Source organism: Paraburkholderia sp. UCT2 (genome assembly GCF_014397665.1).
Classification (GTDB): Bacteria; Pseudomonadota; Gammaproteobacteria; order Burkholderiales; family Burkholderiaceae; genus Paraburkholderia; species Paraburkholderia tuberum.
This window is the reverse complement of sequence record NZ_VZQO01000033.1, coordinates 21216-35622: the sequence shown is the minus strand read 5'-3', so window position 1 is coordinate 35622 and position 14407 is coordinate 21216. Positions and strand designations below refer to the sequence as shown.

Genomic DNA, 14407 nt, shown 5'->3' with positions numbered 1-14407 from the left:
GTGACCGTTCGCAACCTCGACGCCTTGTTTCGCCCGAAATCCGTCGCCGTGATCGGCGCGTCCGAGCGGCCGGGCAGCACCGGCGCGATGGTATGGGCGCGTGTGCTGGAAGGCGGCTTCGACGGCCCGCTGTGGCCGGTCAATCCGAAGCACGCGACGCTCGGCGTCCACCCGGTAATTCCCGACGTCGGCGATCTGCCGCAGGCGCCCACCGTCGCGGTGATCTGCACGCCGCCCGCGACGTGGCCCTCGCTGATCCATAAGCTCGGTGGCATGGGCACGCGCGCCGTAATCATCGTCGGCGAGGTGCGCAGCGATGAAGACCGGCTCGAGCTGCGGCACGCGCTGTCGGCGGCGCGGCCGCATCTGTTGCGCATCGTCGGACCCGGCAGTCTCGGCGTGGTGTCGCCGGCGCTCGGCGCGCATCTGGGCGCGCCGTCGTGCACGGTCAAGGCGGGCGGCGTCGCGTGGGTGTCGCAGTCGAATGCGCTGACCAACGCAGTGCTCGGCTGGGCACGAGCGCGCGGGCTCGGTTTTTCGCACGCGGTGGCGCTCGGAGCGGAGGCCGACGTCGATGCCGGCGACGTGCTCGATTACCTCGCGAGCGACCCCGGCACCCGCGCGATCCTGCTCGAACTCGACAGCGTGCGGGCGGCGCGCAAGTTCATGTCGGCCGCGCGCGCGGCGGCGCGCAACAAGCCGGTGCTCGCGCTGCGCTCCGGCCGCGACGATCCCGCCGACGGTCTCTACACAGCGGCGTTCCGGCGCGCGGGCCTCGTGCGCGTCGACGCGCTCGACGATCTGCTCGACGAAATCGAAACGCTCGGCGTCGGCCGCGTGGCGGCGGGCGCCACCGCCACGCTGATCACTAGCGACCGCGGTCTCGCGACGCTCGCGCGCGACGCGTTCACCGCCGCCGGCGGCCTGCTCGCGCCGTGGCCGGCCGCGGCGTCGGACGCGCTGCGCGAGGCGCTGCCGCTCGCGGTCGGCGGCAATCCGCTGCTGCTCGGCGACGGCGCGCGTCCTGAGCATTTCGGCACCGCGCTGAAGCTGCTCGGCGAGTATCGCGAGACCGGCACCGCCGTCGTGGTGCACGCATCGACGCATGGCGCGCCCGTCGACGACGTCGCGCAGGCGCTGATCGAGCATCAGCGCTTTGCGTATCGCGGGCTGCTCGCGTGCTTTTTCGGCGGTGTCGATGCGACGAGGCGCGACGCGCTGCATGCGCAGGGCATCCCGGTGCACACGACGCCGCAGCGGCTCGCGCGCGCCTTCGCCCGTCTGGTCGATTACCGGCTGGGCCGCGAACTGCTGATGCAAACGCCGGAGGGCCTGCCTGCGCAGATTCCCGAGTCGATCGACGCCGCCCAGGCGCAGGCTCGCGAAGCGTTGGCGGCGGGCGCGAGCGAGCTTGCCGGGGCGGCGGCGGCGCGGTTTCTGTCGCGGTTCGGGTTGCGGGTGGAGGGTGCGGAAGGAGGGGGAGCCCACGCGTCGGGCGCCGATGCGTCGGGCGCCGATGCCGACGGCGCCGCAAAACCCATCGTCGACGTCGCCGTCGAACTGCACGACGACGACAACTTCGGCCCCGTGTTCCGCTTCGCCGCACCGCCGATCGACGGCGTTTCCAGCGGGTTGCACGTGTACGGCCTGCCGCCGCTCAATCCGATGCTCGCGCGCGACATCGTCACGCGTTCGCACTACGCGAGGCTGGTCGCGCCGGAGCCGACGCTCGCGGCGTTGACGGCGGTGTCGCAAGCGGTTTGCGACGTGCGCGAGATCGTCGGCCTGTCGTTGAAGCTCAGGGTCTACCGGGACCGCGTGACGGTGGTCGATCCCGTGTTGCGGCTCGGCGCGCAGCGCAGCCGTCTTGCGATCGTGCCGTATCCGCGCCGCTTCGAGGAAACGATCGACTGGCAGGGGATGCGTGTAACGGTGCGGCCGATTCGCCCCGAAGACGAAAACGCGCATCGCGAGTTCGTGCAGGCGATGACGCCGGAAGATTTGCGGCTGCGTTTTTTCGCTTCAGTCGGCGCGTTCGACCACTCGCAACTCGCGCGCATGACGCAGATCGACTACGACCGGGAAATGGCGCTGATCGCGACGGTCGACAACGAAGACGGCGTCGCGCAGACGCTCGGCGTGGTGCGTGCGGTGGCCGATCCCGACAACGAGACGGCCGAATTCGCGGTGACCGTGCGCTCGGATCAGAAAGGGCGGCGCCTCGGCCAGTTGCTGATGCAGCGGATCATCGCGTACGCGCGGGCGCGCGGCACGCACTGGCTGATCGGTGAAGCGTTGCGCGAGAACACCGCGATGATCGCGCTCGCGAAGGCCAGCGGCTTCACGATCACGCGGACCGATGACCCCGGTGTGGTCGGCTTCCGGATGGCGCTCGACGAAACGGCGGGGGCGGACCCGAAGTCCGCCGCGCAGAACCAGCCGGCGGGTTGAACGGCTGACGTTGCGAGCCGCTCAACGCATGGCTTCACCGCCTCACGCCGCCAGCTTCTGAGCCGCCTCATCGACCTGCGCGCGCGTGACCGACAGCTCGTCGAGCCATGCCTGCGCATACACGGCGCCGGTTTCGCGTTCGAGCCGCGCGATCGTCGCGGCGCAGCGGTTCGCGTCCTTCAGCGTCGAAATGAACGCTTTCACCGACTCACCGCCCTTGAACGCGTCGAACAGCGGCACGCGAATTTCGTCGGGCAGCGCACGGGTGGTCCATTGGTACGGCTTGCCGTTGAACGTCAGCGACGGCGGCAGCACGCGCTCCTTGCGCGCGGCAGGAATCAGGCCGTAGGTGCGCGCCGCTTCGCCGATCTGCTCGGGCGAAAACAGCTCGTCGGGCGTGATGTGGAACTGCTGGACGAAGGTCTCGATGCTTTGCATCGCGGCGGCGCGGTCGTCGCGGCGCTTCTGCGCGTGGGCGACGATGTCGCGCAGTTCGTCGGCTTCTTCGGCGGTGATCGTGAAGCTCGACTGCTTCTGCTGGAGTTCGGAAAAACGCTGGAATTCGGAATCGGTCAGAAGTTTGGCCATTGCTCAATCGATGCGCGCATGAGCCCGTCATGCGGCGTTATTTTGGAAGGGCCGCCATTCTAAACCATGTGCGCGTGCGCGCCGCCGCGCAACTTAGCGCGCAACTTAGCGCGCAACTTACCGATCACGCCGCCTGCTCTCGGAACATCGACAGCGCTTGCACCGTGTCGCGCAGCAGCGTGGTGGCCGCTTCGAGCGTCGGCGCGACGTATTCGTCGATCCGCCGCAGATACGGGCAGGTCAGCACCGCGATCGCCTGTCCCGACGGCGCGAGTATCGGGAACGTCACGTCGGTGACGCCGAAGGTCTGCTGGCTGTCCTTCTGCCAGAAGCCCGCCGCGCGGATGCGCTCGCAGGCCTCCTCCAGCGCGTCGCGATCGAGCGTCACTTCGCCTTTCACCTTCGTGTGCTCCGCCAGCATCTGCTGGCGCTGCTCGACGCTCTGGAACGCGAGCATCACGCGCCCCGAACCGGTGTCGATCAGGCCGACCCGCGAACCGAGCCGCACTGACATGCCCCATGTGCCCGGTCCGTCGACTTGCGCAATCACCAGCAGGTTGCCGCGGTCGTAGACGACGAGGTGGCAAGACTGCTCGGCCGCGTCGGCGAAACGCTGTATCAGCGGCAGCGCTTCTGCGATCAGCCGGTTCATTGGCGGATGACGGTGCGCGAGCGCGAATAGCTTCAGGCTCAGCGAGTAGCGGTCGCCAGCCGCCGAGCGCACCACGTATTGGCGCGCGACGAGGCGTTCGAGCATCCGGTACATCTCGCTCGCGTTGCGGCCCAACTGCCGCGTGATTTCGGCGCGCGTGAGTCCTTCCTTCTGCGCGGACAGTAGCTCGAGAATGTCGAGGCCTTTATCCAGCGCGGGGGCGCGATAGCGGTCGTCGTCCTTGTCTTCGGCGTCCATCGTGAGGGTCGGAGAATTCGGTGTGGAACTCTTATTATCTGGTGTGCGCGGGCGAGTGCGTAGCATTTCGCGAACTGGATGGCCTATGTCCAGGGAAAACCCAGGCATCCGCGCCGCGTAGTTTTCTTGACTTGGAAAAATTCGAATATGAATAATACGTTCATTGGTGAATGAATGCACTTCCCAAGCGGTGCGCGGAGTGTGACCGCCGCGCCCTCGCCGCCGCATGGTAAAAAGACCACAAATCTGGAGACACGCTCATGTCGGCATCGATCGTATCGAAAATCGGGCAGCGGCGCCGTATCGGCCGCGGCTCGTTGCAGGTGAGCGGACTGGGGCTCGGCACGGCGCCGCTCGGCGGCCTGTACCGCGACCTGTCCGACGAAGAGGCCCAAGCGACGATCGCCGCCGCCTGGGACGCGGGTGTGCGCTACTTCGACACCGCGCCGCACTACGGCAACACCAAGGCCGAGCATCGGCTCGGTGCCGCGCTGCGCCACTATCCGCGCGGCGAGTATGTGCTGTCGACCAAGGTCGGCCGCCGCTTCGTGCCGCGCACGTCGCCATTCGACGACCGCGAAGGCTGGCAGAATCCGCTGCCGTTCGAAGCGATCTACGACTACACGCACGACGGCATTCTGCGTTCGTTCGAGGACAGCCAGCAGCGCCTCGGCATCATCGATATCGACGTCCTGCTCGTGCATGACATCGGTCGCGTCACGCACGGCGACCAGCATCCGCACTACTGGCGGCAACTGACCGAAGGGGGCGGCTTCCGTGCGCTCGAGCGCCTGCGCTCGACGGGCGCAATCAAGGCGCTCGGCCTCGGCGTCAATGAGGGCGCGGTGATCCTCGACGCGATGGCCGAGTGCGATATCGATTGCGCGTTGCTCGCGGGCCGTTATACGCTGCTCGAGCAGACCACCCTCGACGACCTGCTGCCCGCCTGCGAGGCGCGCGGCGTCAGCATCCTGCTCGGCGGCGCGTTCAATTCGGGCATTCTGGCGCGGGGCGTCGCAGGCGATCTGAAGTTCAATTACGGCGCCGCGCCGCCCGAGGTGATCGAGCGCGTCGCGCGTCTGGAGGCGGTATGCCGCGCGCATGACGTGCCGCTCGCCGCTGCCGCGTTGCAGTTTCCGTATGCACACCCGGCGGTCGCCACCGTGCTGACCGGCGCGCGTAGCGCCGACGAATTGCGCGAGAACGTCGCGTCGTTCGAGCTGCCGATCCCCGCGGCCTTGTGGTCCGCATTGCGCGACGCGGGCCTGCTCGACCCCCGTGCGCCCGCGCCCGAGGACTGACCCGACCATGCCGATCGACGCTCACCAGCACTACTGGGACCCCGCGCGGGGTGACTACGAGTGGCTGACGCCGGAGCTGAAAATCCTCTACCGGCCGTTCGGGCCTGATGATCTGAAGCCGTTGCGCGAACAGGCCGGCATCGAGCGGACCATGGTCGTGCAGGCCGCGCCGACGCTCGACGAAACCCGCTACCTGCTCGACATCGCGCGGCACGAGCCGTCGATCGCGGGCGTGGTCGGCTGGGTGCCGCTGTTGTTGCCGAACGCGCCCGATCTGATCGAGGTGCTCGCGCGCGAGCCGAAGTTCAAGGGCGTGCGGCCGATGCTTCAGGATCTGCCCGACGACGGCTGGATCGCCAACCCCGATCTCGCGCCGGCGATCGAGGCGCTGATCGCGCACGATCTCGCGTTCGATGCGCTGATCTACGCGCGTCACGTGCAATACGTCGAGATCTTCGCGCAGCGTTTTCCGGCGCTGCGCATGGTGGTCGATCATGGCGCGAAGCCGCCGATCCGCTACGGCCAGGCGGCCTACCCGGTATGGCGCGACGCGATCACTCGGCTCGCCGCGCTGCCGCAGGTGCATTGCAAGCTGTCGGGTCTCGCGACCGAGGCCTCGCCCGGCTGGACCGAGGACACGCTGCGGCCCTACGTCGAGCATCTGCTGAACACTTTCGGTCCCGCGCGGCTGATGTGGGGCAGCGACTGGCCGGTGCTCGAACTGAACGGCGACTATCTGCTCTGGCATTCGGTGGCGACCACGCTCGTCGCGTCGTTGAGCGACGCCGAGCGCGACGCCGTGTTCGGCGAGAACGCCGCCGCGTTTTATCGGCTTTGATTTCGTTAGCAGCCCATTCAACTGGAGTCGTAGATGACACAAAGACTGGCCGGCAAAACGGCCCTGATCACCGCGGCGGGACAAGGTATCGGTCTCGCCACCGCCGAACTGTTCGCGCGCGAAGGCGCGCGCGTGATCGCCACCGATATCCGCATCGACGGACTCGCCGGCAAGCCGGTCGAGGCGCGCCAGCTCGACGTGCTCGATGGCGCGGCGATCAAGGCGCTCGCCGCGGAAGTCGGCACGATCGACGTGCTGTTCAACTGCGCGGGCTTCGTACACTCGGGCAATATCCTCGAATGCAGCGAGGAGGACTGGGATTTCGCGTTCGACCTCAACGCGAAGGCCATGTACCGTATGATTCGCGCGTTCTTGCCGGCCATGCTGGAGAAGGGCGGCGGCTCGATCATCAACATGTCGTCGGCGGCGTCGAGCGTGAAGGGCGTGCCGAATCGCTTCGCGTACGGCGCGTCGAAGGCCGCGGTGGTCGGGCTGACGAAATCCGTCGCGGCGGATTTCGTCACGCGTGGTGTACGCTGTAACGCGATTTGCCCGGGCACGGTGTCCTCGCCGTCGCTCGAACAGCGAATCGCCGCGCAGGCTCAAGCGCAGGGCGCGTCGCTCGATGCGGTGCAGGCCGCCTTCGTCGCGCGTCAGCCGATGGGCCGCATCGGCAAGCCGGAGGAGATCGCCGCGCTCGCGCTGTATCTCGCGTCCGACGAGTCGTCGTTCACGACGGGCCAACTCCATGTAATCGACGGCGGATGGTCGAACTGATTCTGATTGACTGACGAACCGAACACTACTGAACGTAAAGGGAAGTGCAACGATGAAACTGCTTCGTTATGGGCCGAAAGGCCAGGAAAAGCCGGGCCTGCTCGACGCGCAAGGCAAGATTCGCGATTTGTCGAAGGTAGTGGGCGATATCGACGGCGCTGGGCTCGGCGATGAAAGCCTCGCGAAACTGCGCGCGCTCGATCCGGCAACGCTCCCGGTCGTCGAAGGTAATCCGCGCGTTGGACCGTGCGTCGGCAAGATCGGCAAGTTCATTTGCATCGGCCTGAACTATGCGGACCACGCGGCGGAATCGAATCTGCCGGTACCGGCCGAACCGGTCATCTTCAACAAGTGGACGAGCGCGATCAGCGGCCCGAACGACGACATCGAAATCCCGCGCGGTTCGAAGAAGACCGACTGGGAAGTGGAACTCGGCGTCGTGATCGGCAAGGCGGCGAAGTATGTCGACGAAGCGAACGCGCTCGAGCATGTGGCCGGCTACTGCGTCATCAACGACGTGTCGGAGCGCGAATGGCAGATCGAGCGCGGCGGCACGTGGGACAAGGGCAAGGGCTTCGACACGTTCGGCCCGATCGGCCCGTGGGTCGTCACGCGCGACGAAGTCGCCGATCCCCAGAACCTGAGCCTGTGGCTCGAAGTGGACGGCCATCGCTACCAGAACGGCAGCACGAAGACGATGATCTTCAGTGTCGCGAAGCTGGTGTCGTATGTGTCGCAGTGCATGAGCTTGCAGCCGGGCGACGTTATCTCGACCGGCACGCCGCCGGGCGTCGGCATGGGCGTGAAGCCGAACCCGGTGTTTCTGAAGCCGGGGCAGACGGTGCGTCTGGGTATCGAAGGGCTGGGCGAGCAGACGCAGAAGACTTACGCGGCGGAGTAACGCGCTTTCTCATTCCGTCATATCGCTGTGAAATGAAAGGCCGTTCCTGTTTCGCGCAGGAGCGGCTTTTTTCATGGCGTCCCGGCTTTAAGCCCCCGCCTCCTGCTCCCCGTCCTCTCCAATCCGATTCACAGTGCCCTGCGCAACCGCCACCAGCTTCTCGCGATTCCCCTCCATCACGAACACGCTGCACTGGCAGGTCGCCTGATGCCTGCCCGCATAGACCACACTGGCGCGCGCGATCAGCGTGCCCTTCACTGCCGGGCGCAGATAATTGATCTTGTACTCACCGGTCACGACTCTCGGACCCAGCGACAGCGCGCCCGCGAACGTCAACGCATTGTCGGCGAGATAGCTGATGACGCCGCCATGTACGAAGCCATGCTGCTGCCGCAGTTCATCTCGAATCGGCAGACATAGGGTGAGCTCGTCGCTGCCGGCGTGCATCAGCTCCGCGCCTAGCAGCATGCTGAACGGCTGGGCGTGCAGTGCGCCGCGCGCCCGGTCGAGTAGGTCGGTCATCGTGGTTCCTTCGTGCAGGGGTCTGGGTAGTGCATCGGTGCAACAAAACATCCGCGCGGCGTGCGCCACGCGGTCCCTACCCACTCTAGGAAGTGCCGCTGCGCTGCGCAAGGTGATTCCGCGTGACCAGCGGCGCATTGTTGCGCAAAACAATCGCAATCGCGACGATCGACGATGAAACCTGCACGTAGAGCGCTTTTTGCGGGAATTGGCCTCAAGCCGCCAATCGGCCTGCCGTTAACCCCTGGTGTACCTCCGTTATCCTTTGTTCCCAGGTGTCCACGATGTTCAGCAAGATCAAGGTCGCATCCGGCCTGCTATGTGTTCTGGCCGCGTTCTGCGTCTTCCAGCTCGTCACGGTAGGGTTGGGCTTCTGGTCACTGACGCGCACGCACGACGACGTCGGCGATCTGTCGAACATCGCGTTGAAGCAGGTCGACGCGGTCAATCAGACGACGCAGCGCCTGATGGACGCGCGCATCAACCTGTCGCGTGCCGGCACGCGCATGGTGCGCGGGGGCACCGAGCCTACGGACATCGTGCAGCACGCTCGCGAACAGCTCGCTGCCGCCGATCAGTCTTTCGCGGCCTTCATGAGCGCGCAGAAGACCAGCGACGAAAACAGCGCGCGCGCCACCGCGCTCGCCGAACGCTACAAGACGCTGCATGGCGCGCTCGCGGAGCTCGCGCAGTATCTCGACTCGAACAACATCCAGGCCTTCCTCGATCAGCCGACGCAGTCGTTTCAGGACGCTTATCTGGCGGAAGTGCACAACTTCGGGCAATTCGGCGACGACGCGAGCCGCGCGTCGCTCGATTCGATCGATGCGCGCGTGGCGGCGTTTCGCATCGTCAGCGCGGTGATCTTGCTCGTGCTCGTCGCCGGCACGCTCGCCGTCTATACGGCGCTGCGCCGCGGCGTCGTGGCACCGCTCGAGGAAGCGGGCCGCCACTTCGAGCGCATCGCCCAAGGCCGTCTCGATCAACCGATCGCCGCACGCGGCAGCAACGAAATTGGCCGTCTGTTCTCGGGCCTCGCGACGATGCAGGCAAGCGTCGCACGCACCGTCAAGAGCGTGCGCGAATCGGCCGACTCGATCCATCTTGGCGCCAACGAAATCGCGACCGGCAACGCCGATCTGTCGGCGCGCACCGAAAACCAGGCAGCATCGCTCGAGGAAACGGCATCGAGCATGGAGGAACTCACAGCGACCGTGCGCCAGAATGCCGATCATGCGCGCGAAGCCAATGCGCTCGCCGAGACCGCGCTTGACGCGACGTCGCGCGGCAGTGAAGTCGTCAATCAGGTGGTCGACAAGATGCGCGGCATCGCGCAGAGCTCGGACAAGATCGCCGAGATCATCTCGGTGATCGACGGCATCGCGTTCCAAACCAACATCCTCGCGCTGAATGCCGCCGTCGAGGCGGCGCGCGCGGGCGAGCAGGGCCGCGGCTTCGCGGTCGTGGCCGGCGAAGTGCGCGGCCTCGCGCAACGCAGCGCGCAGTCGGCGAAGGAAATCAAGATGCTGATCAGCGAATCGGTCGCGGAGATTCAGGGCGGCTCGACGCTCGTCGAGCGCGCTGGCGAAGCGATGAGTCATGTGTCGGCGTCGATCTCGCGCGTCACGCAGATGATGGCCGAAATCAGCGCGTCGTCGCTCGAGCAGAGCACCGGCATCGAGCAGGTGAATCAGGCGGTCGTGCAGATGGACGAGATGACGCAGCAGAACGCGGCGCTCGTCGAGCAGGCCGCGGCGGCGGCGGCTTCGCTGCATCAGCAAACCGAGCAATTGAAACAGGCCGTTTCCGTGTTCGAAATTTCTGAAAGTGTGTTGCGCACGCAACAGCGCGGAGCGATGTCCGTCGCAAATGCAGAATTCGCATTAACCGGAATGCATGCGCTTTAAAGCGGCGACGCTTGAAAACGACGCAGAAATAGAAAATGGCCCGCGTAAAGCGAGCCATTTTGCATTAGACGCAAGCGCCTGTAGAGGCGCCTATCGTGACGTCCAAGTCTGTCTCAAAGTACCCGAAGGAACTTAGACCGGCTGGATGTTTGCAGCCTGCTTGCCCTTCGGGCCTTGCTTGACTTCGAACGACACTTTCTGGTTTTCCTGCAAGGACTTGAAGCCCGAAGACTGGATTTCCGAGAAGTGTGCAAACAGGTCTTCGCCGCCGTCGTCCGGGGTGATGAAGCCAAAGCCCTTTGCATCGTTAAACCACTTAACAGTACCTGTTGCCATTTTTGATCCAAATAAATGTTGTGTATTGCATCGCGACCGCAATCGCTCCAATGCGAGAGCGAGCACGAGGGGAGAGTTGTATCACGTCTTTATGACAGACGCCAATCAACCTGCGTCCGGGTATTCCCCGGTTTTGATGTTTTTTCGCGCTTTGAGAACGTCTGAGGAGAACTTTTTTGCGCCAGGGTTTACTAGCGACATCAAATTTCTCCCGCGACCCGGCGGCGGACATTCGTCCGTGCATGCCGCACTTTATTGAGACGATCAAGCATCGAACTTCATCTATCACTGGCCAAATTCGGCTAAGTTCGCGCTCGAAATTCGGTGTCCACAGGCAGCGCCGCGTAGGCGGTGGCCAGATGATAAGGCGTCGTTGACGGCATGTCCGCACGTGCAATTTCGCCGCTCGATGTCTTGCATTCGAACCAGCCGTGTTCATGCAAAAAGCATCGCTGAAAACGTGCGATCTGTTGCGGCAGCGCCGCGCGCACCGCCGGATCGTCGTGACTGGCTAGCGCGCGCAGATATTCCGTCTGCGCCCAGATCCGCTGGGTCGCGTCGCTGACCTTGCCAGCCTCGTCGAGCGATGCGCACACGCCGCCGTTGTCCGGGTTCACGCCATGCTGCTGCGCGAAGGTGAAGGCGCGCGCCAGCGCGTCGGTTAGCCCCGTGCCGTCGAACAGCGCGCCCGCCTGCCTGACCAGCCAGTACCACTCGAACTGATGTCCCGGCTCCAGACGGTTGCCGCTCGCGCCGATCGGCAATTCGGCGATACAGCCGCTCGGCGCATGCACGAAGTGTCGCGCGACCGCGCCAGCGAGGCGGCGCAACGCGGCGCCGAAGACGTTGTCGCGCGTCGCCTCGCCGGCGGCGAGCCACGCTTCGGTCAGGTGCATCAGCGGATTCTGCAACGGCGTGGCGGTGACCTTCGAAAAGTCGACGTTGAGCGCGGCATTGAACAGATCGCCGTCGGCCGCGAAGTTCGACTGGATCAGCGCGGTCGTGCTGTGCACGAGCTTCAGCGCGTCGAGGTTGTCGGTGCGCCGCGCGTATTCCGCGCACGCGAACACGACGAACGCGTGCGTGTAGAGGTCCTTGGTCGTGTCGAGCGGCAGGCCGAGCGCGTCGACGCTGTAGAACCATCCGCCGTGGTCGGCGTCCCGAAAGCTGCGGGTCAGCGAATCGAACAGCACGCGCGCGTGTTCCATGTCGCCCGCTTGTGCAAATGTGAACAGCTGCCGCGCGCATGCCATCGCCCGATAGCGTTGCGCGGGCAGCGGCTCGCCGCTGGTGGCGTCGAGCGCTTCGTAGGGCAACTGCAACGCGTGATTGAAGCCGGGCCCGCGCCACATCGGCAGCACCACGTTCGCGAAGTGCTCGCGCAGCGCGGTCGCGGCGGTGGTCGTCGAAGCAGGGGGAGGGGGCGTGCTTGGCATCGTCGGTTGGTTCGGGCGCGCAACGCGCGCAGTGTGTCGAGGCAGTGTTCAGGGCGGCGTTTCAGGATTCCGCTCGCCGAGACTGCTGCGGTGTGCGGCCTAGCATAAAGCAAACGCCTCGCGCTGACAGCTTGGGTCAAGCATCCGAAATGCTCGACGCTGCGCTCGCCTTCGGTAATTGCACGGCGTGCGGGAATTCCAGGGCGACGACGCAAAGTCGTGAAAGGCGCGAGGCGCGCGAAAGGGCGCAAATCGTCGGGGAATGGCTTCGGCACGGGCGGAGCGCCATGCGACAATGCTGTCTCTAAATATTCCAATGGCAATGACAAGCGGCATCCGGCGCCCCGTTCCTGGCGACGACCGCTTTTTCCTCTATGGCAGATTCCGCAGCATCCCCGCAGTCCATGCCTCCGCGCGTCGCTTCGAAGAAGCAGCGCCAGGGCGCCGTCTCCACCGAAACCGAAAACAAGCTGGCGCGCGCGGCACGCTCGGCGCAACGCCTCGCGCAACTGAGCGGCGTCGCGCGCGACGACAGCACGCTCGACCTGTTCCCCGACGATCCGACCCGCGCGACGCTCGAGGCGATGAACATCGACGTCCGCCAAGGCACGCTGCGCGGCTTCGAACTGCCGGACGTGGTGCTGCAGGCGGTCGGCGTATTCGATGAACACGGGTCGCTCGACAAAACTGCGCGCCGCGCACCGCGTGCGGCGAAGCTGGATGCGCCGATGCCGGTGAACGGGCAGTTGAGCGGGTTTGACGTCGAGCCGGTGATGGCGGTTGCGGATGCGTCTGCAAACAAGCCCGCAAACGAGCCCGCGAACGGCGCCCCCGACGGCTCAGCGCCGAACGCCGCAGCAAACACCGACGACAAGCCCGCGGCAACGTCGCGTGAGCCATCCGCGCCGCCCAGCTCGGCGATGGCCGCCGCGACCGTCGCGCGCAGCGTGACCGCGTTGCGCCAGGCGGCCGAAGCGGAGTCGGCTGCGACGGCGGGCGCGGGCAAGCCACAGCAGCGTTTCGCCGCGACGTTCGCGAAAGCCGCGACGGCATCGCGCGATGCCGCAGCGGCTACCGCTCCGGCTTCGCTTGCAACGTCCGCTGCGACCGACGGCAGTAGCATGAGCCAGTCCGCCGACGAGCCCGCGACGCGTACGCAATCCGCCTCGCCAGAGGCCGTGACCACGAAACAGGACGACAAGCTCTCCGCCACCTCGCAGTTGACGACACCCCGGTCCTCGTCCGCAGACAACCACGCCGGATTCGCCACTTCCTCGCATGACGCGCGCCGCACCGACGCGGCCGCCGCCGCGCTACGCTCGGAGCCGGAACTCGACCGCGCGCGTGCCACCGCGTTCGCCGATACAGTCGATGCGCTCTATGGCGTGATCGCCGATCAACGCCGCGCCGCGACCGATCATTCGCGGCGCGTGAAATGGATGCTGTCGATCGTGGTCGGTGCGCTGCTGGTGACGGTGGCTATCGGCATCGCGCAGACGCTGCTGCTGATGCGCCTTACGCGCGAGACGACGGCGCAGCAACACCGCATCGAACAGATGATGCAGAACCAACAAGCGGCGATGGTGAGCCTGATCGACGCGCATACGGCGACAGCGAACGCCGCGTCGGCGCCTGCGGCCACGACCCCCACCGCAGCGCCCGTCCAGCCCAGCGCGACGCCGACGCGCGCGAGGCACGCTCGCGCTTCGCATCGGCGGCCGCCGACTCACTAAATCGGGGACGTTGTCGCGATGCAACGCCTCCCGGCCCAATGACATCGCGGCAACCCGCGACAGCGAAAATTTGCTGCATTGCACTAGCTTTTCCCTAGGGAAAACCCCTATAATTACGACTAAGGGAAAACCCTAGCAATGCAGTCACTAACCGGGAGTCGCCATGAGCTACATCTTTGCACTGTTCCAAAAGGTCAGCGACCTCTTTGCGTCGCCCCATCTGCCGCTGGATTCGGACTACTCGTACGCAGCGCGTGCCCGTGAAGCAGAGCGTCGGCGCCGCGCGCAGGCCACGCTGTTCGGCATCAAGCTGACGGACTAAAAACCAGCCGCACCTCCCGAGCGCGCCACAACGCGCCGGGGCGCGCACCTCGAGTGCGCTTCTCATTGAGCCACTATTCGCGAAATGCGGATCGTGGCTTTTTGTTTTTCGGGGCTCTCTTGTCGCGATGCACCATTGCGCGACGAGACAGACGTATCAGCGCCAGGCCTCCAGTGTCTGTCCGACTCCTTGCGAATTATTTCGGGGCCGAAATGAATGTAACCAGCTTTCACGCTGATTCAGCGAGTCGAATGAAAGCATTGCGCGTAAACCTTTGTTGAATGAAGCGCGAAAGCGACACCGCGCTTCCATCAACAGGCCCCCTCTATGAAATGCTCGCTTACAAGTGCTAACGTCTTCACGCGATTCGGGCCGCTAAAGTGAG

Annotated in this window: 13 protein-coding genes; 8 read left to right on the top strand and 5 right to left on the bottom strand. The window is 65.5% G+C overall.

The annotated features are described in order from the left end of the window. On the top strand, positions 1 to 2451 hold the full coding sequence (locus F6X39_RS24495) for a GNAT family N-acetyltransferase (RefSeq protein WP_187618469.1): 2451 nt from the start codon (positions 1 to 3) through the stop codon (positions 2449 to 2451). 42 nt (positions 2452 to 2493) lie between these two features. Here the strand turns inward: F6X39_RS24495 and F6X39_RS24490 are convergent, their stop codons facing one another. Together F6X39_RS24490 and F6X39_RS24485 are read right to left on the bottom strand one after the other, a co-directional pair. Beyond that, positions 2494 to 3039, bottom strand: coding sequence for a hypothetical protein (locus F6X39_RS24490; protein ID WP_187618468.1), 546 nt, complete (start codon positions 3037 to 3039; stop codon positions 2494 to 2496). 124 nt (positions 3040 to 3163) lie between these two features. Then, positions 3164 to 3949, bottom strand: a complete 786-nt coding sequence (locus tag F6X39_RS24485) for an IclR family transcriptional regulator (protein ID WP_187618467.1) — start codon at positions 3947 to 3949, stop codon at positions 3164 to 3166. 260 nt (positions 3950 to 4209) lie between these two features. Between F6X39_RS24485 and F6X39_RS24480 the strand changes: the two genes are divergently transcribed. From F6X39_RS24480 to F6X39_RS24465, 4 genes are read left to right on the top strand one after another with little or no spacing between them, the layout of a single operon-like run. Continuing rightward, positions 4210 to 5250, top strand: a complete 1041-nt coding sequence (locus F6X39_RS24480) for an aldo/keto reductase (RefSeq protein WP_187618466.1) — start codon at positions 4210 to 4212, stop codon at positions 5248 to 5250. 7 nt (positions 5251 to 5257) lie between these two features. Beyond that, the gene (locus tag F6X39_RS24475; protein ID WP_187618465.1) at positions 5258 to 6088 is read left to right on the top strand and encodes an amidohydrolase family protein; all 831 of its coding nucleotides are present in this window, start codon (positions 5258 to 5260) and stop codon (positions 6086 to 6088) included. Positions 6089 to 6121: 33 nt separating this feature from the next. Next, entirely contained in the window at positions 6122 to 6865 is a 744-nt protein-coding gene (locus F6X39_RS24470) for an SDR family oxidoreductase (protein WP_187618464.1), read from the top strand. 52 nt (positions 6866 to 6917) lie between these two features. Further along, positions 6918 to 7766, top strand: a complete 849-nt coding sequence (locus tag F6X39_RS24465) for an ureidoglycolate lyase (protein ID WP_184037948.1) — start codon at positions 6918 to 6920, stop codon at positions 7764 to 7766. An 87-nt stretch (positions 7767 to 7853) separates the two neighbouring features. Here F6X39_RS24465 and F6X39_RS24460 read toward each other — a convergent pair whose 3' ends face one another. Next, the gene (locus F6X39_RS24460) at positions 7854 to 8288 is read right to left on the bottom strand and encodes a PaaI family thioesterase (RefSeq protein ID WP_184037950.1); all 435 of its coding nucleotides are present in this window, start codon (positions 8286 to 8288) and stop codon (positions 7854 to 7856) included. A gap of 284 nt (positions 8289 to 8572) precedes the next feature. Here F6X39_RS24460 and F6X39_RS24455 point away from each other — a divergent pair, with 284 nt between their 5' ends. After that, a complete protein-coding gene (locus tag F6X39_RS24455) occupies positions 8573 to 10195 on the top strand; it encodes a methyl-accepting chemotaxis protein (protein ID WP_187618463.1) in 1623 nt (540 codons plus the stop codon). 132 nt (positions 10196 to 10327) lie between these two features. Here F6X39_RS24455 and F6X39_RS24450 read toward each other — a convergent pair whose 3' ends face one another. Continuing rightward, complete coding sequence (locus F6X39_RS24450; RefSeq protein WP_018424088.1) at positions 10328 to 10531, bottom strand: cold-shock protein; 204 nt, start codon at positions 10529 to 10531, stop codon at positions 10328 to 10330. A 302-nt stretch (positions 10532 to 10833) separates the two neighbouring features. After that, entirely contained in the window at positions 10834 to 11967 is a 1134-nt protein-coding gene (locus tag F6X39_RS24445) for an AGE family epimerase/isomerase (protein ID WP_187618462.1), read from the bottom strand. 374 nt (positions 11968 to 12341) lie between these two features. Here F6X39_RS24445 and F6X39_RS24440 point away from each other — a divergent pair, with 374 nt between their 5' ends. Together F6X39_RS24440 and F6X39_RS24435 are read left to right on the top strand one after the other, a co-directional pair. Continuing rightward, positions 12342 to 13700 (top strand): hypothetical protein, encoded by a 1359-nt coding sequence (locus F6X39_RS24440; protein WP_187618461.1) that lies wholly within the window; start codon positions 12342 to 12344, stop codon positions 13698 to 13700. A 163-nt stretch (positions 13701 to 13863) separates the two neighbouring features. Continuing rightward, the gene (locus tag F6X39_RS24435; protein WP_187618460.1) at positions 13864 to 14022 is read left to right on the top strand and encodes a hypothetical protein; all 159 of its coding nucleotides are present in this window, start codon (positions 13864 to 13866) and stop codon (positions 14020 to 14022) included. Positions 14023 to 14407 lie beyond the last annotated feature (385 nt).